Source organism: Pseudonocardia sp. TMWB2A, assembly GCF_017312135.1.
In genome coordinates this window covers 2,991,224-3,011,170 of record NZ_QKQY01000001.1, presented here as the reverse complement: position 1 = coordinate 3,011,170, position 19,947 = coordinate 2,991,224, and the positions used below count along the sequence as shown (strand labels likewise).

Sequence of the window (19,947 nt, the reverse complement as noted above, 5' to 3'; positions counted from 1 at the left end):
ACAGAAGGAAAAATGGTGGAGCCTAGGGGAGTCGAACCCCTGACCTCTACACTGCCAGTGTAGCGCTCTACCAGCTGAGCTAAGGCCCCTTATAGGGAGCGCCGCTGGTCTCGACGCTCCGCAGGAAGCGCAGCCTTTAGGTCAGGGACGCGCCGGTATCAAGAGAAAATATTACGCATCGTCATAAAGTCGCGTGCGCCTTTGCGCTCCCGCAATATCACCGCTTTTGCCCGCGCCGTGTCCGCCCGCCCCGCCTTCTCTAAACACTTTGTCAAAAAAATGACTTTCGCGCCAAGGCCATCGCCGCACGGCTCCGTCTTGTGATTATCCAGGGACCATTTTGTCCGCCCAAAAAATCATATGAGGAATTTGATGCGTACGACTTTGCTTGCTTCGACCTGCTTGATTGCGGTCATAGCCACCCCCGCTTTTGCCGAAACCACGATCAGCACCGCCGTCACCGCGCCGGTCAAAACATCGACCGCCAATAATGGTGCAGCCGATGATGTGAAGATCAGTTCGACCGGCTCGGTCAAACCGGCATCGGGGACGGCGGTGACAGTCGACAGCAATCACAAGATTGTCAACGAAGGCACAATCGAATTCGGCAATGTCGATGGCGCGACCGGCATCCATGCCAATGCGGGCGTGACCGGCGGCATCACCAATGCCGCGAGCGGCAAGATTATCGTCAATGAAAGCTATGAGCCGACCGACGCCGACAAGGATGGCGACCTTGATGGTCCCTTTGCGGTCGGGTCAAACCGCGTCGGCATTTCAACCGGCGGCGCGTTTACCGGCAATATCACCAATAGCGGCTCGATTGTGGTCGAAGGCAATAATTCGGCGGGCATCCTGTTGGGCGGCCCGCTCACCGGCAAATTCGTCAATGACGGCACGGTGAGCGTGCTTGGCGACCGCGCGCTAGGCGTGGGCCTTAAGGATGTGACCGGCAATGTCCGGCTGGCCGGCACGATTACCGCGCAAGGCCTTGATGCAACGGCAGCGCGGCTGGAAGGCAATATTAACGGTGCGCTGGAAATCCAGGGCAATCTGACCTCGACCGGCTATCGTTACACGACCGTCCCGACCGATCCGTCCAAGCTTGACGCCGATGACCTTCTTCAAGGCGGCCCCGCTTTGTCGGTCGAAGGCAATGTGACCGGCGGCATCATCTTTGCGGTCCCGCCCAAAAATACCAGCGAGACCGATAAGGATGCCGATAAGGACGGTATCGAGGACGCCAAGGAAGGGTCGGCACTGGTCCGCTCCTTTGGCGAAGCGCCTGCGGTGCGCATCGGGTCGGCCGACCAAGACATCACCATCGGCGCGGTGGCAGGCACTGGCACCGGCTTTGGCGTCGTGATTGACGGCGGCATCCAAGGTGCAGGTCTTTATACGGGGGTCAATGGCAACGGGCTTCAGGTTGGCGGGCTTGGCGGCGCGGTCACGATTGATGGCGGTATCGGCATCGGTGCCGCCGGTTCGGTGCGCGCATCGTCCAAGGATGCGTCGGCCACCGCCATCCGCATCGGCGCGAACGCCACCACACCGGAAATCCGCAACGCTGGTACGGTAGAAGCGACCGGCGGCGGCACGGCGGGCGCCATCAGCACCGCTATCCTTGTCGAAGCGGGCGGATCGGTCGATACGTTGCGCAACAGCGGCACGATCAACGCCAAGGCGGCGGACAAGGATGGCACAGCTATCGCCATTCTCGACAAGTCGGGAACGGTTGACCTTGTCGAAAATAGCGGCGCGATTACCGCAAGCGGCGCGCTTGCAACGTCCGACCGCAATGTCGCGATTGATTTGAGCGCCAATGCCAATGGCGCAACCGTCAAGCAAACCGCGGTCGCATCGGGCGTCACCGCTCCCAAAATTGTCGGCGATGTGCGCTTTGGCGCGGGCAATGACGTGTTCGACATTGCCGATGGCACGATGGACGGCACCAGCAGCTTTGGCGCAGGCGACAACCGGCTCAACCTGTCGGGTGATGCGATCTACACCGGCAAGGCCAATTTCGGGTCGGGCAATGACACGATGGCATTGAGCGGCACCTCCGCCTTCAAAGGCTCCGTCGATTTTGGCGGCGGCACAGATGTGATGACGATTGGTGGCAGTTCGGTCTTTTCGGGCAGCCTCGCCAATGCACAAGGTCTGGCGGTTACCGCATCGGGCGGCGTTTTCGATGTGGTCGGCCCGGCCAAAATCGCCTCGCTCACGGTCAATAATAAAGGCATTATCGGCGTCACCGTCGGCGGCACCAATATGACCGGCATTGAAGTCAGCGGCGCAGCGAGCTTTGACACTGATTCCAAGCTTGCGATCCAACTGTCCAATATTGCCAACGCCGAAGGCAAGCATGTGGTTATCACCGCAGGATCGCTGACGGGCGCGAACAACCTCACCGCCTCGACCACGCTTCTCCCCTTCCTTTATAAAGGCACCCTGAGTTCCAACGCCAACCAGATCATCGTCGACGTTGCGCGTAAAGACACGACCGAACTGGGTCTCAACCGTTCGGAATCTTCGGCGTTTAACGCGGCTTACGCGGCCTTTTCGAAAGACAAGATGGTCGAGGATGTGTTCCTTGCCATCAATGATGGCGACCAATTCCGCAACCAACTCCAGCAAATGCTGCCCGAACATGAAGGCGGCGTGTTTGAAACCGTCACCTCCGGGTCGCGCACGCTCGCCCGCTTCCTTGGCGACCCCAAGGGGCCGTTCAAGGATGAAGGCAATTGGGGCTATTGGGTGGCCCAAGCCGCTTGGGGCACGTCCAAGAGCCTTGGCGATACCGCAAGCTATGATGTGAGCGGCTGGGGCGTGACGATGGGCGGCGAACGCAAGACCGGCATCGGTAATTTCGGTGTGTCTATCGGCTATATGAACGGCAAGGACGGCAATGGCAGCAATGCCAATGAAGTGCGCTCCAACCATTGGGAACTGGCCGGTTACTGGCGTTTGCGCAGCGACAATTGGCTCGCTTATGCGCGCGTTTCGGGCGCAAAGATCGGCTTTGACGGCACGCGCTATTTCTCCGGCGAAATCAACAAGACCAAGGTTGAAAAGACCATGACCGCCGATTGGGACGGCACCTTATGGTCAGCGTCAGGCGCGGTCAGCCACGATTTTATGTCGGGTAATTTGTCGGTCCGTCCGGTGCTTGCGGTCGATTATTACAAGCTCAAGGAAGACGGCTATACCGAAACCGGTGGCGGCGATGCGCTCGATCTCACCGTATCGGGCCGCGACAGCGACGAGCTGGCCGTATCCGGCACCGTCGCAGTCGGTCTCGATTTTGGCGGCATCGACCAATATGACGGCTGGTATCGTTTTGAACTGGAAGGCGGTCGCCGCCAGATAGTCGGCGGAGCGCTTGGCGCGACCACGGCTGTATTCAAGGACGGCACCCCCTTCACCCTGACACCGGCAGAACGCACGAGCGGCTGGGTCGGCAAATTGCGCGCGGTTGCGGGCAATTCCGGCTTCCAGATCGGCGGCGAATTGTCGGCAGAAGAACAGCAAAGCCATATCGCACTGGCTTTACGTGCAAGCTTGCGGATCGGGCTATAACGCATCAGCCCGATTTTGCTGGCAAGGAGGAAGGTATCTCCCCCCTCATCCCCCACCTTCCTCCTTGCCCTTTTTGTTAATAAGAACTGGAACAGATTATTCGTGTCGCCCGCGCCTTTACCCGGCCTCCAAGCCCGACCTTGCCAATCACGCCAATGTTGCGTGTTGGCTATGGTCCGCTATATATCGTCGCCGCCGGGGGGCCACAGGATGCGCGAGTCACGACGCGCTGCATCCGGACTGGATTAGATACAGGCCGAAGCGAACGATATATGAGCATCGAGGATAGACGGCCTGCCGTTGCGCAAGGCGGCATGGCAGCATTGCTGCTTGCCCACCGCGACCAGCTCATCCGCTTTCTGGAAGCGCGCGGCGCGGGTGACATGGCCGAAGATTTGTTCCAGGAATTATGGTTGCGGCTCTCTTCCACCGCTACAGGGCCGGTGAGCCAGCCGCTCCCCTATCTCTATCGCGCGGCCAATAATCTGATGCTCGACCGTTACCGTTCGGTGCAAGCAGCGGCCAAGCGCGAACAGGCTTGGGGTGAAGCGGTCGCGCCCTATAGCCAACCGTCCAGCGAACAGCGCCTGATTTCACGCGAGGAATTGGCCGCAACCGATGCAGCGATTGACGCGACCGGCCCGCGCGCTGCCAGCATTTTTCGCCAGTTTCGCCTTGAAGGACGCACGCAACGCGATATTGCGGCTCTTATGGGTGTCAGTTTGAGCACAGTCGAAGCCGATTTGCGCAAAGTTTATGCGGCCTTGGCTACCTTGCGGGAGCAGGGCGATGCGTGAGCCGATGCCCCTTCCCGCCGCTGAAACCCAGGCGATTGACTGGGTCATCCGCCAGCGCGACCCCGCCTTTGATGCGTGGGAGGCGTTTACCGACTGGCTGGAAGCAGATGCCGCCCATGCCGACGCTTATGACCGCATGGCGATGATGGATGCAGAGTTTGAAACACTTCCCGTCCCTATGCCGCACGTAGCTGCTGATGAAGCGCCCTACGAGACACCACCCGCAACCCGCTTCGTCAGCCGCCGTGCATGGATTGGCGGCGCGATGGCGGCGGCGCTGGTGGGCGTAATCGGCCTGTCGATGTTCGGCAATGATGTGACGCGCATCGAAACGCGCGCGGGCGAACATCAAAGCATCACGCTCGCCGACGGGTCGCGCATCGACATTAATGGCGGGTCGGTAGTTGAACTCGACAAGGACCGCCCGCGCTATGCGAAACTCGAAAGCGGCGAGGCGATGTTCCATGTCATCCACCGCGACGGCGATCCGTTCACGGTCGATACGGCGGGCGCAAAACTGGTCGATATGGGCACCGCCTTTAACGTCATCCAGCGCAAGGACGGCCTTAATGTCGCGGTGTCGGAAGGGATTGTCCTTTATAATCCCGCCAGCGAAAATGTCCGGCTTGATGCCGGGCGCGCTTTGAGGGTCAAGGTCAATGGCAAGCCTATTGTCTCCGATATTGACATAAGCGGCGTCGGCGGATGGCGCACGGGCCAGCTTTTCTACAGCGGCGCGCCTTTATCCGAAGTCGCGGCCGATTTGACGCGCACGGCGGGCATCAAGGTCAGCATCGCGCCTGCGGTTGCCGCCCGCCCGTTCCACGGCGCGCTACTGGTGGGCGCCAATAAAGCGCAAGCGGTGGATGATTTGGCCGCGCTTGCCGGCCTGCGCGCCGACAAGCAAGCCGATGGATGGGTGCTGGCACAATAAGATGACGCGGCGCTTACCCATTTTGCTGATGCTGTTCTTATGGGCGTTTCCCGGCATGGCCCATGCCGAGCCGCGCAGCATCAATGTGCCGCGCGGCACATTGATCCAGAGCTTGCCGCTCCTCGGACGACAGGCAGGCGTCAGCATCAGCGTTGCGGATGCACGGCTATGGCAAATCCGCGTCAAACCGGTGCGCGGCACGATGGAGGCAGAACAAGCCTTGGCGCGGATGCTCGCAGGCACCGATGCGCGCGCGGTGCGGGTCAGCGCCACAAGCTGGCGCATCGAACGGCGGCCGCCCAAAGCGCCTGCTGTCCGCCCGCAAGCAAGGCCTCCGCAAAGCTCTGCGCCGCCGCCAGCGCAAGCGCCGCCTGCACCAATCCCCGAATTGCCGCCCGCACCCGACATTGTCGTGACGGCGAGCAAGATCCAGACGCCCTATGCAAAATATGCCGGAGTCGCCACCCTGTTGGATGGCGGCGATTTGGCGTTTGGTGGCGAGCGCGGTACCGAAAGCATCCTGTCGCGGATGGCGACCGTATCGTCAACGCATCTGGGATCGGGGCGCAACAAGCTGTTCATCCGCGGCATTGCCGATTCCAGCTTCACCGGTCCCACCCAGGCGACCGTTGGCCAATATCTGGGCGATATCCGCATGAGCTATAATGCGCCCGACCCCGATTTGCGCCTCTATGATATGGAGCGGGTCGAAGTTCTCGAAGGGCCGCAAGGCACGCTTTATGGCGCAGGCTCGATGGGCGGCATCATCCGTATGATGCCCAATGCACCCAACCCGCGCGCCGTCAGCCTGACCGCCTCTGCGGGCGTATCGCTCACCCAGCATGGCGACCCCGGCGGCGATATAGCGATGACCGCCAATATCCCCTTGGGCGATGACGGCCATGCGCTCCGCCTTGTCGGCTATTCGATTAGCGAGGGCGGCTATATCGACAATCCGCTCTTGGGCCAGAGCGACGTCAACCGCACCACTATCCGGGGCGGGCGCGGCACATTGCGGCTTGATGCGGGGGAAAATTGGACGGTTGACCTTGGCGGCATCTACCAGCGTATCAAGGCCGACGATGCGCAATATACCGACCGCAACGCGCCGCCCCTCACCCGCCGCAGTCTGGTCGAACAGGGCGCAAGCGCACGCTATGGCGCGGCCACTTTGGTCGTGTCGAAAGACTGGGACGAGCTGCATTTTCAATCGTCCAACGCCTTTGTCGACCACCATTTGTCCGAACGGTTCGATGCGAGCATGAGCGAGGATATGCCGCGCGCGTTCGACCAGCATAATGATACGCGCATGATTGCAAGCGAAAACCGGCTGTCGCGCCCCTATCGCGACGGACTGGGCTGGGTCATCGGGGCGAGCTTTATCGACAATGATACACGCCAGACCCGCGCTTATGGTTATGAAGTTGAACGCTATGCGATCACCGGCGTCACCAACCGGATTACCGAAATCACCGGCTATGGCGAAGTGACGGTCGAGCTGTTGCGCAACCTCGTCGCGACCGCCGGGCTGCGCTATACCCATGCGCGGCTGGGCGGCAAGGGCGAGGATGTGACGCCGCTGGCTGCAACCACAGGCCGCGCGATTACCGCCAAGCGCACCGAGGAGGATTTCCTTCCTTCCGTTTCCTTACTTGCCAATCTGACCGAAAATGTGACGCTTTATACGCGCTATCAGGAGGGCTTCCGCCCCGGCGGGCTGTCGATCAACGGCAATTTTGTCCAGCATTTCCGCAACGATCATGTGAAGACGCTGGAAGCCGGCGTGCGTTTCGGGCGCAAGGGCGAAACGCCCTTTGATGCGGTGCTGTCGGTATCGCACAGCCGCTGGCGCGATATTCAGGCGGATTTTGTCGATGCCAACGGCTTTCCGACCACCGCCAATATCGGCGATGGCAAGATTACGAGCATTTCCGGCGCGCTGGCGCTACGCCCGCTCAAGGGCCTCTCGCTCGAACTGGGCGCGGTGTATAATAAAAGCCGCGTGACCCATATTTCACCGACGCTCGATATGTCGGCGGTGCGCTTTGGCGGCTATATTATGAATGACAGCCCGTCCGTCACCATCTCGCCCATCGCGCGTTTGGGGCGGATCCCCAATGTTGCAAGCCATGCGGTGCGCGGGTCGGTGAGCTATGCAACCTTCCTTGGCGATGAAGATTTCCGCGTCCGCGGCTGGGCCAATTATATCGGGCCGTCGCGGCTCGGCATCGGGCCGGTGCTGGGCGAAGGCCAAGGCGATTATATCGACACCGGTCTTGCCGCGCGGCTGGGCAATGAACGGCGCGGCCTGTCGCTCACTGTCACCAATTTGTTCGATTCGCGCGGCAACCGCTTTGCGCTTGGCACGCCCTTTGTGCCGGGGAGCGCGGGCTATCTGACGCCGCTACGCCCGCGTTCGGTGCGGCTTGGCGTTGATGTGAGTTTTTAAAAAGCGCACTTCGCGTAAATCAGGCTAACGGCGCGAGGCTGTTCAGCACCATCCGCACCAGATCGGCCTGACCGCGCGCGCCGGTTTTGGCGTAAATCCGCTTGCTATAATTGCGCGCGGTTTCGGGCGTGAGGCGCAGCGATGCCCCCGCTTCGATGATCGACAAGCCGCGACATATCGCCTCTGTCAGCGCAGCTTCGCGCGGCGACAGGCCGAACAAGGCGGCAATCGCTTTGGCGCTGTTTTGCGGGTTTTTCGGGGCGTCGGTGCGCAGGCTCAGCGTTGCGGCAGCGGGCGAGGACAGCAGCGGAGCGAGTGGCGGCGCGGGACGAAGCATGGCGGGCTGTTGCTGCGCATCGGCGCTTAGAAGGATGCGGCGTTCTTCAGCGGACGCACCGGACAGCGCGGCGGCGGCTTTGGCCCATTCTTCGCCCGGACGCGCGGGGACGGCGGCGGCAAAAAGCAGATCGCCGTCGCGGGTTAGCGCGATCTGGCGGATACCGAGCAAGCCGAGCGCCTCTTCAGCAATGGCGGCCCGCAAATCGAGCATTTCGCGCGCATGGATTGCATCGAGCGCGACCGCGATGTGCGGCGCGAGGGCGGAAAGCAGCGCGCTGTCCGCGCCGGAAAAATCGCGATCATCATGCACAGCGATCACCCACAAAGTCTGCGACTTTCCCGCAATCCGGACGAAGCGGGCGAAGGTAAAGCCTTGTTCTTTCAACAGTTTTTTCTGTTGTTTATCAATATCTTGATTATTGCGCACCAGCATTTCTTCGAGCGCATAGACGCGTGCTGGGCGCAAGGAGGCGTAAGGGATGAGGCCCGCCGCGCTCAGCGCTTCTATATCGAGCGGGCCGCTATTCGCCGCGCCCCATGCGGCGCTGATATGCTGGCGCGGCGGCCCCGCCACATCGCTCGCCTGACTGAGCAACGCCAGTCGCTCGCCCCCCAACCGCGCGCGCAATTTACCCGCAAATTCAGGCCAAAGCGCAGCGTCGGTAATGCTCCCGTAGAGCGGCACGAGCAGATCGCGTTCGTCGGTGGAGGTCAGCGCCATCACGCTTTGCTCCCATATGGGAGTAGTTTGGTCAAGGCCTGCTGGGCATCACACGGGTCACCGCACGCGCGGAAATAGAAAGTCCACTCATGTCCTCAACCGCCGCCGCTTCGGCTACGTCCCTCCCCGCTGACCGCCTCACCCATCTCGAACGGCTCGAAGCCGAAGCCATCCACATCATGCGCGAAGTGGTGGCCGAAGCGGAACGCCCCGTGATGCTCTATTCGGTCGGCAAGGACAGCGCGGTGATGCTGCATCTGGCGCGCAAGGCTTTCTACCCCTCGCCCCCGCCCTTCCCTTTGCTCCATGTCGATACGACGTGGAAATTTCAGGAAATGTATCGCTTGCGCGATCGTATGGCGCAGGAAAGCGGGATGGAATTGCTCGTCTATCAAAATCCCGACGCGCTCGCCCAAGGCATTAACCCGTTCGATCATGGCGCGCTCCACACCGATATGTGGAAAACCGAAGGGCTGAAACAGGCGCTCGACCATTATGGTTTTGACGCAGCCTTTGGCGGCGCGCGGCGCGATGAGGAAAAGAGCCGCGCCAAGGAGCGCATCTTTTCCTTCCGCACCGCCAGTCATGGCTGGGATCCCAAACATCAGCGCCCCGAATTGTGGAATCTTTACAATGCCCGCAAAAATAAGGGCGAAAGCATCCGCGTCTTTCCGATCAGCAATTGGACCGAATTGGATGTGTGGCAATATATCCACCTCAACACTATCCCGATTGTCCCGCTCTATTTCGCCGAAGAACGCCCCACGGTCGAGCGTGACGGAATGCTGCTGATGGTCGATGACGAACGCTTCCCGTTGAAGGATGGCGAAATGCCGGTGATACGCTCGATCCGGTTCCGCACATTGGGCTGTTATCCGCTGACGGGCGCGGTCGAAAGCCGGGCTAAGACTTTGCCCGATGTAATCCAGGAAACCTTGCTCACCACCACATCCGAACGGCAGGGCCGTGCGATTGATAAGGATGCAGGCGGTTCCGGCATGGAGAAGAAGAAGCAGGAAGGGTATTTCTGATGGGTCGTGAAGCAAAAATGCCCGATGCGGTGACCTCTCCCCTCCCGCTTGCAGGAGGGGTCGGGGGAGGGCCTGTTATAAAAAACGGGGCGCTCCAATCTGACAGGCCCTCCCCTAGCCCCTCCCGCAAGCGGGAGGGGGACGCGTTGCGCCAATCCGCAAGCGAGGGGAATTACATCACCGACGCCCTCATCGCCGAGGATATCGACGCCTATCTCGACCAGCATCAAAACAAAACCATGCTGCGCTTCATCACCTGTGGCTCCGTTGATGATGGCAAATCCACGCTGATCGGACGATTACTTTATGATTCAAAGATGATCTTTGAAGACCAGCTTGCTGCGCTCGAATCCGATAGTAAACGGGTCGGCACACAGGGGCAGGATATCGACTTTGCGCTGCTGGTTGACGGCCTCGCCGCCGAGCGCGAGCAGGGCATTACGATTGACGTCGCGTACCGTTTCTTCGCGACCGAAAAGCGTAAATTCATCGTCGCCGATACGCCGGGGCATGAGCAATATACACGCAATATGATAACGGGCGCGTCGACCGCCGATTTGGCCGTCATCCTTGTCGATGCACGCAAGGGAATTCTCACCCAAACGCGGCGGCATAGCTATCTCGCGCACCTCATCGGCATCCGCAATCTGGTGCTGGCGGTCAACAAGATGGACTTGGTTGGCTATAGTCAGGAGATATTCGATACGATTGTGTCCGAATATGCCGATTTCGCCAAATCCATCGGTATCACCAGCTTCACCGCACTTCCGATTTCCGGCTTCAAGGGCGATAATATTACCGCGCTGTCGGCCAATACCCCTTGGTATGACGGGCCGAGCCTGATCGGCCATCTGGAGACAGTCGAGGTCAATAGCGCGGTCGATGCCGCCAAACCGTTCCGGATGCCGGTGCAATGGGTCAACCGGCCCAATCTTGATTTCCGGGGTTTTTCGGGCCTCATCGCAAGCGGCTCGATCCGCAAGGGCGATGCGGTGCGCGCCCTCCCTTCGGGCAAAACCAGCCATATCAGCCGCATCGTTACCTTGGACGGCGATTTGGAGGTCGCGCGCGCGGGACAATCGGTGACGCTCTGCCTAACCGATGAAATTGACTGTTCGCGCGGCGATGTGCTGGCCGCTGCCGATACACCGCCACAGGTTGCCGACCAGTTTGAAGCGACGATTGTGTGGATGAACGACGCCCCGCTCCATGTCGGGCGCGGCTATTGGCTCAAGATCGGCACGCAAATGGTGTCGGCCACAGTGCAGACGCCCAAATATAGCATCAACGTTAATTCGATGGAGCATCTGGCAGCAAAAACGCTCGATTTGAACGCGATTGGCGTTGCCGAAATCACCACCGACAAGAAAATTGTGTTTGAAGCCTATGCGGATAACCGCACGCTCGGCGGCTTCATCCTCATCGACAAGATGACCAATGCGACCGTGGCGGCGGGGATGCTGCATTTCTCGCTCCGGCGCGCACAAAATGTCCATTGGCAAGCGGTCGATATTGGCCGCGAAGCCCATGCGGCGCTTAAAAACCAAAAGCCTGCGGTGCTGTGGTTCACGGGTCTATCGGGGTCGGGCAAATCGACCATCGCCAATCTCGTTGAAAAGAAATTGCACCGGATGAACCGCCATACATTTCTGCTCGACGGCGATAATGTGCGGCATGGCCTCACCAAGGATTTGGGCTTTACCGAAGCGGACCGGATTGAAAATATCCGCCGCGTGGGCGAAGTTGCGAAGCTGATGGCCGATGCGGGGCTGATCGTGATTACCGCCTTTATCTCGCCCTTCCGCGCAGAACGCGAAATGGTGCGTGCGCTTCTTCCCGAAGGCGAATTTCTGGAGGTGTTTATCGACACACCGCTTGCGGTTGCCGAGGCACGCGATGTGAAAGGGCTTTATAAAAAGGCGCGTGCTGGCGAGCTTAAGAACTTTACCGGCATCGACAGCCCGTATGAAGCACCGACCCAAGCGGAAATCCATGTAGACACATCGCGCATCACGCCCGATGAAGCCGCGGACATGATCGTCAACCGCTTGCTGGGGGATAATTAAAGCCATGACCGACGCTGAACTGGCCGCGCATCTGGCGGAAACGGCGGGCAAGATCTTGCTCGATCTGCGCGCGTCGGGCAGTTTGGCGGGCAAGGCTTTGGGTGATGCCGGGGATGCGACCGCGAACCAATTTCTCGTCCATGCGCTTCAAGAACACCGCCCCGATGACGGGCTGCTTTCGGAGGAATGTAAGGACACCGACGCGCGGCTTACCAAAAACCGTGTGTGGATTCTCGACCCCGTTGACGGCACGCGCGAATATGGCGAAGGGCGCAGCGACTGGGCGGTGCATATCGGGCTAGCAATAGACGGCGTTGCGCGTGTTGGCGCAGTCGGATTGCCGGGATTGGGCCTCGTGCTGCGTTCGGACCAACCGCACCCGCTCCCCCCTGCGCCCAAACCGCTGCGGATGGTCGTGAGCCGCTCGCGCCCTGCCAAAGAGGCGACCGCGATTGCTGCGCAAATTGGCGCAGAGCTGGTGCCTATGGGGTCGGCTGGTGCCAAGGCGATGGCGATTATCCGCGGCGAAGCTGATATTTATCTCCACTCCGGCGGGCAATATGAATGGGATAATTGTGCGCCGGTTGCGGTGGCGCAGGCGTTCGGGTTGCATACCTCACGGCTGGACGGTGGGCCGTTGGTGTATAACGAGAAGGATGTGTATCTCCCCGATCTGCTGATTTGCCGGAAGGAACAAGCGGCGGATTTGCTCGCGCGGATAGCGGGGTTGGGTGGGGGATAATGGATAAGCCCCTCCCCTTTAGGGGAGGGGTTGGGGTGGGGTCTGTCCGTCTGGCGCAGGGCTAACCGATAGACCCCACCCCAACCCCTCCCCTGAAGGAGGAGGGGCTTGATGTTGCGTTTTCCACAACAACACAAAAAAGCCCGCCACCGACCACCGGCAACGGGCTTTTCTTTATCCGGCAATGTGAAGCGGCAAGTTTACCGCCCTGCCCTTACCTTAATTTTCGTCGTCTTCGTCGCCGCCAGCGTCGACGCCCAAATCATCGTCGCCGCCAAGATCCACGTCATTGTCGGGCGAGATTTCACCGTCATCGACGTCGGCGTCAATGTCCAGATCCGTATCCAGATCGGCATCATCCTGCTTTTCGGGGGCCTGTTTCTGCACTTCTTCGAACGGCAAAGGCTGTTTCGATTTCAGCACGGCTTCGGGCACCCATTGATTGTTGCAGTTGATGCAGACAACCGGGTCATCCTTGCCAAGGTCGTAAAAGCGCGTTGCGCATTTCGGGCAGGTCCGCTTTGTGCCCCATTCTGGCTTCACCATAGTGCGCCTCTATTCCTTCATAAATTCTGCAAAAATATGTGGCGCGGAGACTCCGTACCGACATAATCGGCGTGCGCCTTGCCAGAACATCGTGCCGCTGTCAAAAGCCGCGGCACAGATTCTGTCATATTTAACTGAAAAGTCTATTGCACCCATGTCCGATGCCCCTGCCCGCCCCGCCCGCTTCCACAAAGCCAGCCCGTTAAAAGGCCAGGTGCGGGTGCCGGGCGACAAGTCGATTTCGCACCGCGCGCTGATGTTGGCGGCGCTCGCGGTGGGGACGAGCCGGGTCGAAGGCTTGCTGGAAGGCGAAGATGTGTTGGCGACGGCCGATGCGATGCGCGCGATGGGCGCGACTATCAAGCGGCATGGAGAAGGAAGCTGGACCATCGACGGCGTGGGCGTTGGCGGGCTGCTCCAACCCGAAACCGCGCTGGATATGGGCAATAGCGGCACCTCGACGCGGCTCCTTATGGGGCTGGTCGCAAGCCACCCGATTACGGTCACCTTCACCGGAGACGCCAGCCTGTCCAAACGTCCGATGGGCCGTGTGATGACGCCGCTGGCCGATATGGGCGCGGATATAAGCGCGTCGCCCGGTGGGACGTTGCCGTTGATGGTGCGCGGGCTGTGTCCTGCCGTCCCTTTAAGCTACCGCCTGCCGGTCGCATCGGCGCAGGTGAAATCGGCGGTTTTGCTCGCCGGATTGAACACGCCCGGCATCACCACCGTCATCGAACCCGTCCCGACGCGCGACCATAGCGAGCGGATGCTGCGCGGGTTCGGTGCGGAATTATGGGTCGAAGAGGTCGATGGCGCGCGCCATATCCATGTGCGCGGCGAAGCGGAGTTAAAGCCGCAACAGATTATCGTGCCGGGCGATCCTTCGTCCGCCGCTTTTCCGGTGGTCGCGGCGTTGCTGGTGCCGGGGTCGGACGTCATAATCGAAAATGTCGGCATCAACCCGACCCGCGACGGCCTGTTCGGCGTTTTACAGGCGATGGGCGGCGACATTGTCTATAGCAATGAACGCGAGGTGGGCGGGGAGCCGGTCGCCGACCTCCATGTGCGCGCGAGCCAGCTTAAAGGCATAGAGGTTCTCGCCGATATCGCCCCGTCGATGATTGACGAATTCCCCGCTTTGTTCATCGCCGCAGCCCTTGCAGAAGGGCGCACCGTGACGCGAGGGTTGGAGGAGTTGCGCGTCAAAGAATCGGACCGCCTCACCACCATGGCCGAAGGCTTGCGCGCCATCGGGGCGACGGTCGAGGAAACAGAAGACGGCCTCATCATCGACGGCACCGGCGGCAAGCCTCTCATCGGCGGCGGGCCGATTGCGGCCAGATTGGACCACCGCATTGCGATGAGCTTTGCCATTGCCGGACTGGTCAGCGAAAATGGCGTTGCGATTGATGATATGGCCCCGGTGCAGACCAGCTTCCCGACATTCACCGATCTACTCGCCAGCCTTGGCGCGCCCGAACCGGAGATGCCCGTATGATTATCGCCGTTGATGGCCCCGCCGCATCAGGCAAAGGCACAATCGCCAAGGCATTGGCAGACCATTATGGCCTGCCCTTGCTCGACACCGGCCTCCTTTATCGCGCTGTCGGCGTTCAAGTGCTGCGCCATCATGGCGATCCGGCCAATGCGGCGGATGCGCTTGCGGCCTGTGTGTTTGAGGATGACCTATTGGCCGATTCTATGCTGCGCACCGCCGAAGCGGGTGATGCGGCGTCGAAGGCGTCGGTCCATCCGGCGGTGCGTGCGGCCCTGCTTGAGCGCCAACGCAGCTTTGCCAACCAGCCGGGCGGTGCGATCCTTGACGGGCGCGACATCGGCACGGTCATTGCGCCCCAAGCCGATGCCAAGCTTTATGTAACTGCGTCCGCCCGCGTGCGCGCGGAACGGCGTATCAAGGAATTTCTTGCCAATCCGGACGAGGCCGCCATCCTCGCTTACCAGAAAGAATTGGAAGCGCGCGACGAACGCGATATGAACCGCGCCGACGCACCCTTGCGCCCCGCCGACGATGCGCTCTTGCTAGATACGAGCGATTTAACTATAGACGCGGCCGTCCAGCAGGCCATCCGGCTTGTCGAGACTAGGATAAGCCGTCAGCAATAAAGCTGTCAGGCGCGAAGGACTTTGCTCCGTCGCGCCCTTTTGCTTTTTCCTAAGGTCTTGGCGAATCGAGCGGTCGCGCGGGATGCTGTACGGGCATGAGGCCTGTATGGCAGTCTGGCCAAATAAGACCAGCGGACCCAACCGCTTGGCCGGAAAAACAGTGTAAGGAAACTCTAACCATGGCCACTACGGCAACTCCGAGCCGCGACGATTTCGCGGCAATGCTCAATGAATCTCTCGGTGGCGAAGATGGCGGCTTTGAAGGCCGCGTCGTAAAAGGCACCGTTACCGCAATCGAAAATGACCATGCGGTCATCGACGTAGGCCTGAAGTCGGAAGGCCGCGTGGCGCTTCGCGAATTCGCAGCGCCCGGCCAGAAAGCCGATCTCAATGTCGGTGACGAAGTCGAAGTCTATGTCGACCGCGTTGAAAATGCCAATGGCGAAGCGATGCTGTCGCGCGACCGCGCGCGCCGCGAAGCCGCTTGGGACAAGCTCGAATCAGAATTCACCGAAAATGCGCGCGTTGACGGCGTTATCTTCGGTCGCGTCAAGGGCGGCTTCACCGTTGACCTTGGCGGCGCTGTGGCGTTCCTTCCCGGCAGCCAGGTCGACATCCGCCCCGTGCGCGACGTGACCCCGCTCATGGACATTGCCCAGCCGTTCCAGATTTTGAAGATGGACCGTCGCCGCGGCAACATCGTAGTATCGCGTCGTGCGATCCTCGAAGAAACCCGCGCAGAACAGCGTTCGGGCCTCATCCAGAACCTCGCTGAAGGCCAGATCATCGAAGGCGTTGTCAAGAATATCACCGATTATGGTGCGTTCGTTGACCTTGGCGGCATTGACGGCCTCCTCCACGTCACCGATCTGAGCTACAAGCGCATCAACCACCCGTCGGAAATGATCAACATTGGCGACACGGTGAAGGTGCAGATCATCCGCATCAACAAGGACACCCAGCGCATCAGCCTTGGCATGAAGCAGTTGGAATCGGATCCGTGGGAAGGTCTGGAAGCCAAATATCCGGTGGGCGCGAAGCTTTCGGGCCGCATCACCAACATCACCGAATATGGCGCATTCGTCGAACTGGAACCGGGCATCGAAGGCCTTGTCCACGTTTCGGAAATGTCCTGGACCAAAAAGAATGTCCACCCCGGCAAGATCGTGTCGACCAGCCAGGAAGTCGATGTTGTGGTCCTCGAAGTCGATGCCGAAAAGCGTCGTATCTCGCTTGGCCTCAAGCAAGCGCAGAACAATCCGTGGGAAGCGTTCGCCGCTGCTCACCCGATCGGTTCGGAAGTCGAAGGCGAAGTCAAGAATGCGACCGAATTCGGTCTGTTCATCGGCCTTGACAACGATGTCGACGGCATGGTCCATATGTCGGACATCGCTTGGGGTATTTCGGGCGAAGACGCACTCAACCTGCACCGCAAGGGCGAGGTTGTGAAGGCAATCGTTCTCGACATCGACCCCGACAAGGAGCGCATCTCGCTCGGCATGAAGCAGCTTGAAAAGGGTGCGCCGGCTGCTGGTGGTGTTTCGGCTTCGTCGAACCTCAGCAAGAACCAAGTCGTCACCGTGACCGTGCTTGAAGTCCGCGATGGCGGCCTTGAAGTTCAGGCGGGCGACGATGGCGCGACCGGCTTCATCAAGCGCGCCGACCTTGGCCGCGACCGTGACGAGCAGCGTCCCGACCGCTTCCAGGTTGGTCAGAAGCTCGACGCAATGGTCATCGGTTTCGACCGTTCGAAGAAGCCCAACTTCTCCGTCAAGGCCATGCAGATCGCCGAAGAAAAGCAGGCGGTCGCCCAATATGGTTCGTCGGATTCGGGCGCTTCGCTCGGCGACATTCTTGGCGAAGCGTTGAAGGCCAAGAAGGACTAATTGTAAAAAAACGTCAAATCACTAGACTTGACCTCCCTCAATTCAGGGTAGAAAAGGCCCGTCCGGGATCATCCGGGCGGGCCTTTTTTTATTGCCCTCAAACACTTCGCTAAAGCGCCCCGGGAAAATCGCACGGACGCTTGTAAAATTTGATTTCTGTCAAGAAATGCGGCACAAAACCTTGCGATAACAGACGCTCGCCAGAAATATAAATACTGGCGTGGGGCTTAAAACATAACAATCGTTTGAACTTGCTGACTTTTGTCCGGCAGGGGACGACGGCAAGAGGGCGATTCTAATGATTCGATCTGAATTGGTTCAAAAACTGGCTGACGCAAACCCGGGCCTCAAGCTCGCGGAAGTAGAACATATTGTCGATATTTTCTTTGAAGAAATGGTGGAGCAACTCGCCGCAGGTGGCCGGGTTGAACTTCGGGGTTTCGGGGCCTTTTCCACCCGTGCGCGCGGCGCACGTGTCGGGCGCAACCCGCGCACCGGCGAAGCGGTTAACGTCGCGGCCAAGCGCGTGCCTTATTTCAAACCGGGTAAGGAAATGCGCGAACGCCTTAATGTTCATTAATCACATGTACCCATAAACTTTCGTAAGACTCTTTTTTAAAAACAAGTTCAGAAAAATCCGGCGGTAGGGCCTTCGCAACATTGCGTAGCGCCCTACCGCCGGATTTTTATATGGCGCCGCACATAAAGACCGGCAGCGCCTTTCACGCCCCTTCCCCCTCCCTTGGACAGCCGAAAATCCTTGCTTGCCCATAACAAGCCTTGACCTTGCCCGATGATTGGGCTTTGGCGGGCATTCTTACACGTGCGGACGTGGCGAAATGGTAGACGCAGCAGACTTAAAATCGCCTTTTACCTATTTTTCTAAGCCAAAAACTCAATAAAACCAATGGTTTGAGCAAGGACGAGACTCCAAAAAAGACTTACACATGTCTTACACAGTTTGGAGTTTTCAAAGTGCCAACCGAGAGTCATGTTTTGATGGATGGCGCTCTTCACGTTTACAAGCGTGAGAACAGTCGATTCTGGCAGTGCGCGACCTACCTCGGCAGCCGCAATCACCGGCAGACCACGAAGGAAGAGAGCCTCGCCGCCGCGAAAGACTTCGCTCGCGACTGGTATATGGAACGGTGCGTCGAGGATCGCCAGCGCCGTCGCGGTGGCGCTTCATTAGTGAACGACCCCGCTCAGCCTCCCCTTGCCGAACCCGGCCTAGCCTTCGATGGACGCCGTCGGCGCGCAGCGAGCGGTCCAAGTTTTGCTGACGCTGCCAAAGCGTTCACCGATGAGTTCGAGGTCATCACGCTTGGCGAGCGCAATGCAGACTACGTCGAGTCGAAGTCAGAAATAATCCGCCTTCACCTGGCACCGTTCTTTAGCGACACCCCGATTCAAGAAATTACGGCCGGTAAGGTGCAAGAATATCGAGTCCACCGCCAAACGTCGCGGCTTGATCCCAAAACCGGCAAGCCCAAGAAGCCCGCTCGCTCCACGTTGCACCACGAGATCGTCACGCTGCGGCAGATTTTGAAAACTGCCAACCGCAAAGGCTGGATTACAGCGATCCCCGATATGTCAGCGCCTTACAAGACGTCGGGAAAGCTCGAACATCGCGCATGGTTTTCGCCCGAAGAATATAAGATGCTTTATGAGGCAACGCGCGAGCGGACGAAAAACCCGCCCAAGCCGCGCTGGCGTGAGGTGTGCGAGAATTTTCACGACTATGTTCTGTTCATGGGCAACACCGGGCTTCGCCCCGATGAGTCCGCACGACTTGAATTGCGTGACGTCAAGATCGTGAACGACGAGTCGACTGGCGAACGCATCCTTGAGATCGAGGTGCGCGGCAAGCGCGGGGTCGGCTTTTGCAAGTCGATGCCCGGCGCGATCCTACCTTTCGAGCGCATTTCCAAGCGCAAAGGACTCAAGCCAACCGATAAGATTTTCGGAAAGACGCCTCGCGACTTAATGAATACGCTGCTCGACGAACTCAACCTGAAGTTCGACCGCGATGGTCATGTCCGCACCTGCTACAGTCTGCGGCATACTTACATCTGCCTTCGTTTGCTCGAAGGAGCCGACATCTATCAGGTTGCCAAGAATTGCCGCACCAGTGTCGAGATGATCGAGAAACATTACGCCCGCCATTTGACGAACACTATTGACGCTTCAGCCGTAAATGTTCGCAAGGCACGGCCAAAGTCATTGAAAAAATCAACATCGCGCGACGATGCCTGACCATTATCTAGCTTGGCTAAGATTCATTGCCCCTCTATAGGCAGCCTTGGAAATGCGGACGTGGCGAAATCGGTAGACGCAACGGACTTAGACAAATCTTGAGTGCTCGCGGGGAAACCCGCGATGCAGAACTGCTCAAATTCGGGGAAACCTTTGAACTGGCAATCCCGAGCCAAGCCGCAGAGCGAAAGCCTTGCGGAAGGTGTAGAGACTAGACGGGCAGCACCTAACCCACGGCTTGCCGTGGCACGGTGAAGGGATAGTCCAGACTCCAAACGCGCGCTCCTGATTCGAGGGTGGCGGGCGGCGGTGAAAACCGTAGCGGGTAAGAAAATCCGTCGGGCATTGCCCTTGGGGGTTCAAGTCCCCCCGTCCGCACCAGCCCCCTTCGGCATGACCAGTTTGCGCCGCCGAACGGTGGCAGGGTCATGCACCAGCGGGGTGTCGTGGCCCGGACGGGCCGCACCCCGCTTC

At 59.5% G+C, this 19,947-nt stretch carries 14 protein-coding genes and 2 tRNA genes; 13 read left to right on the top strand and 3 right to left on the bottom strand.

All coding sequences use genetic code 11. From position 1 onward, the window contains the following. Positions 1-13 precede the first annotated feature (13 nt). Positions 14-89: transfer RNA gene (locus DMP17_RS14045), tRNA-Ala, on the bottom strand. Between the two features lie 283 nt (positions 90-372). Between DMP17_RS14045 and DMP17_RS14040 the strand changes: the two genes are divergently transcribed. From DMP17_RS14040 to DMP17_RS14025, 4 genes are all read left to right on the top strand, one after another. Continuing rightward, positions 373-3,579 carry an autotransporter outer membrane beta-barrel domain-containing protein gene (locus DMP17_RS14040; RefSeq protein WP_337829700.1) on the top strand — a complete coding sequence of 1,069 codons (3,207 nt, stop codon included), beginning with the start codon at positions 373-375 and terminating at the stop codon, positions 3,577-3,579. A 272-nt stretch (positions 3,580-3,851) separates the two neighbouring features. After that, a complete protein-coding gene (locus DMP17_RS14035; protein ID WP_337829699.1) occupies positions 3,852-4,376 on the top strand; it encodes an RNA polymerase sigma factor in 525 nt (174 codons plus the stop codon). Next, positions 4,369-5,310: a FecR family protein gene (locus DMP17_RS14030; RefSeq protein WP_337829698.1), complete on the top strand. Its 942-nt coding sequence runs from the start codon at positions 4,369-4,371 to the stop codon at positions 5,308-5,310. The genes DMP17_RS14035 and DMP17_RS14030 overlap by 8 nt, the downstream gene beginning before the upstream one ends. Positions 5,311-5,338: 28 nt before the next feature. Continuing rightward, entirely contained in the window at positions 5,339-7,759 is a 2,421-nt protein-coding gene (locus DMP17_RS14025) for a TonB-dependent receptor (protein ID WP_337829697.1), read from the top strand. Between the two features lie 19 nt (positions 7,760-7,778). Here the strand turns inward: DMP17_RS14025 and DMP17_RS14020 are convergent, their stop codons facing one another. Next, positions 7,779-8,822, bottom strand: a complete 1,044-nt coding sequence (locus DMP17_RS14020; protein ID WP_443217867.1) for a helix-turn-helix transcriptional regulator — start codon at positions 8,820-8,822, stop codon at positions 7,779-7,781. A gap of 86 nt (positions 8,823-8,908) precedes the next feature. Between DMP17_RS14020 and cysD the strand changes: the two genes are divergently transcribed. From cysD to DMP17_RS14005, 3 genes are read left to right on the top strand one after another with little or no spacing between them, the layout of a single operon-like run. Next, positions 8,909-9,850: a sulfate adenylyltransferase subunit CysD gene (gene cysD / locus DMP17_RS14015; protein ID WP_337829696.1), complete on the top strand. Its 942-nt coding sequence runs from the start codon at positions 8,909-8,911 to the stop codon at positions 9,848-9,850. Beyond that, entirely contained in the window at positions 9,850-11,916 is a 2,067-nt protein-coding gene (gene cysN, locus DMP17_RS14010) for a sulfate adenylyltransferase subunit CysN (protein ID WP_337829695.1), read from the top strand. The genes cysD and cysN overlap by 1 nt, the downstream gene beginning before the upstream one ends. A 4-nt stretch (positions 11,917-11,920) precedes the next feature. Continuing rightward, positions 11,921-12,658, top strand: coding sequence for a 3'(2'),5'-bisphosphate nucleotidase CysQ (locus DMP17_RS14005; RefSeq protein WP_337829694.1), 738 nt, complete (start codon positions 11,921-11,923; stop codon positions 12,656-12,658). Positions 12,659-12,877: 219 nt separating this feature from the next. On the opposite strand, the gene DMP17_RS14000 is transcribed toward DMP17_RS14005, so the two are convergent. Continuing rightward, a complete protein-coding gene (locus DMP17_RS14000; protein WP_337829693.1) occupies positions 12,878-13,204 on the bottom strand; it encodes a TIGR02300 family protein in 327 nt (108 codons plus the stop codon). A gap of 1 nt (position 13,205) precedes the next feature. Here DMP17_RS14000 and aroA point away from each other — a divergent pair, with 1 nt between their 5' ends. The 6 genes from aroA to DMP17_RS13970 all read left to right on the top strand — a co-directional run bounded on the left by aroA (position 13,206) and on the right by DMP17_RS13970 (position 19,854). Continuing rightward, complete coding sequence (gene aroA / locus DMP17_RS13995; RefSeq protein ID WP_337829692.1) at positions 13,206-14,705, top strand: 3-phosphoshikimate 1-carboxyvinyltransferase; 1,500 nt, start codon at positions 13,206-13,208, stop codon at positions 14,703-14,705. Next, positions 14,702-15,331, top strand: a complete 630-nt coding sequence (gene cmk / locus DMP17_RS13990; protein WP_337829691.1) for a (d)CMP kinase — start codon at positions 14,702-14,704, stop codon at positions 15,329-15,331. Before aroA ends, cmk begins: the two co-directional genes overlap by 4 nt. A 179-nt stretch (positions 15,332-15,510) precedes the next feature. Then, positions 15,511-17,217, top strand: a complete 1,707-nt coding sequence (gene rpsA / locus DMP17_RS13985) for a 30S ribosomal protein S1 (RefSeq protein WP_337829690.1) — start codon at positions 15,511-15,513, stop codon at positions 17,215-17,217. Between the two features lie 298 nt (positions 17,218-17,515). Beyond that, positions 17,516-17,797 (top strand): integration host factor subunit beta, encoded by a 282-nt coding sequence (locus DMP17_RS13980; RefSeq protein WP_337829689.1) that lies wholly within the window; start codon positions 17,516-17,518, stop codon positions 17,795-17,797. A 332-nt stretch (positions 17,798-18,129) separates the two neighbouring features. Beyond that, positions 18,130-19,473, top strand: a complete 1,344-nt coding sequence (locus DMP17_RS13975; RefSeq protein ID WP_337829688.1) for a hypothetical protein — start codon at positions 18,130-18,132, stop codon at positions 19,471-19,473. Between the two features lie 299 nt (positions 19,474-19,772). Further along, positions 19,773-19,854, top strand: a tRNA-Ser gene (locus DMP17_RS13970). Positions 19,855-19,947: the final 93 nt, after the last annotated feature.

Bases quoted from the DNA above. Each gene is read 5' to 3' on its own strand.
- DMP17_RS14035 (WP_337829699.1), top strand. From the start codon at position 3,852: ATGAGCATCGAGGATAGACGGCCTGCCGTTGCGCAAGGCGGCATGGCA.
- DMP17_RS13980 (WP_337829689.1), top strand. From the start codon at position 17,516: ATGATTCGATCTGAATTGGTTCAAAAACTGGCTGACGCAAACCCGGGC.
- rpsA (WP_337829690.1), top strand. From the start codon at position 15,511: ATGGCCACTACGGCAACTCCGAGCCGCGACGATTTCGCGGCAATGCTC.
- DMP17_RS14000 (WP_337829693.1), bottom strand. From the start codon at position 13,204: ATGGTGAAGCCAGAATGGGGCACAAAGCGGACCTGCCCGAAATGCGCA.
- DMP17_RS14005 (WP_337829694.1), top strand. From the start codon at position 11,921: ATGACCGACGCTGAACTGGCCGCGCATCTGGCGGAAACGGCGGGCAAG.
- cysD (WP_337829696.1), top strand. From the start codon at position 8,909: ATGTCCTCAACCGCCGCCGCTTCGGCTACGTCCCTCCCCGCTGACCGC.
- DMP17_RS14040 (WP_337829700.1), top strand. From the start codon at position 373: ATGCGTACGACTTTGCTTGCTTCGACCTGCTTGATTGCGGTCATAGCC.
- DMP17_RS14025 (WP_337829697.1), top strand. From the start codon at position 5,339: ATGCTGTTCTTATGGGCGTTTCCCGGCATGGCCCATGCCGAGCCGCGC.
- cmk (WP_337829691.1), top strand. From the start codon at position 14,702: ATGATTATCGCCGTTGATGGCCCCGCCGCATCAGGCAAAGGCACAATC.
- DMP17_RS14030 (WP_337829698.1), top strand. From the start codon at position 4,369: ATGCGTGAGCCGATGCCCCTTCCCGCCGCTGAAACCCAGGCGATTGAC.
- cysN (WP_337829695.1), top strand. From the start codon at position 9,850: ATGGGTCGTGAAGCAAAAATGCCCGATGCGGTGACCTCTCCCCTCCCG.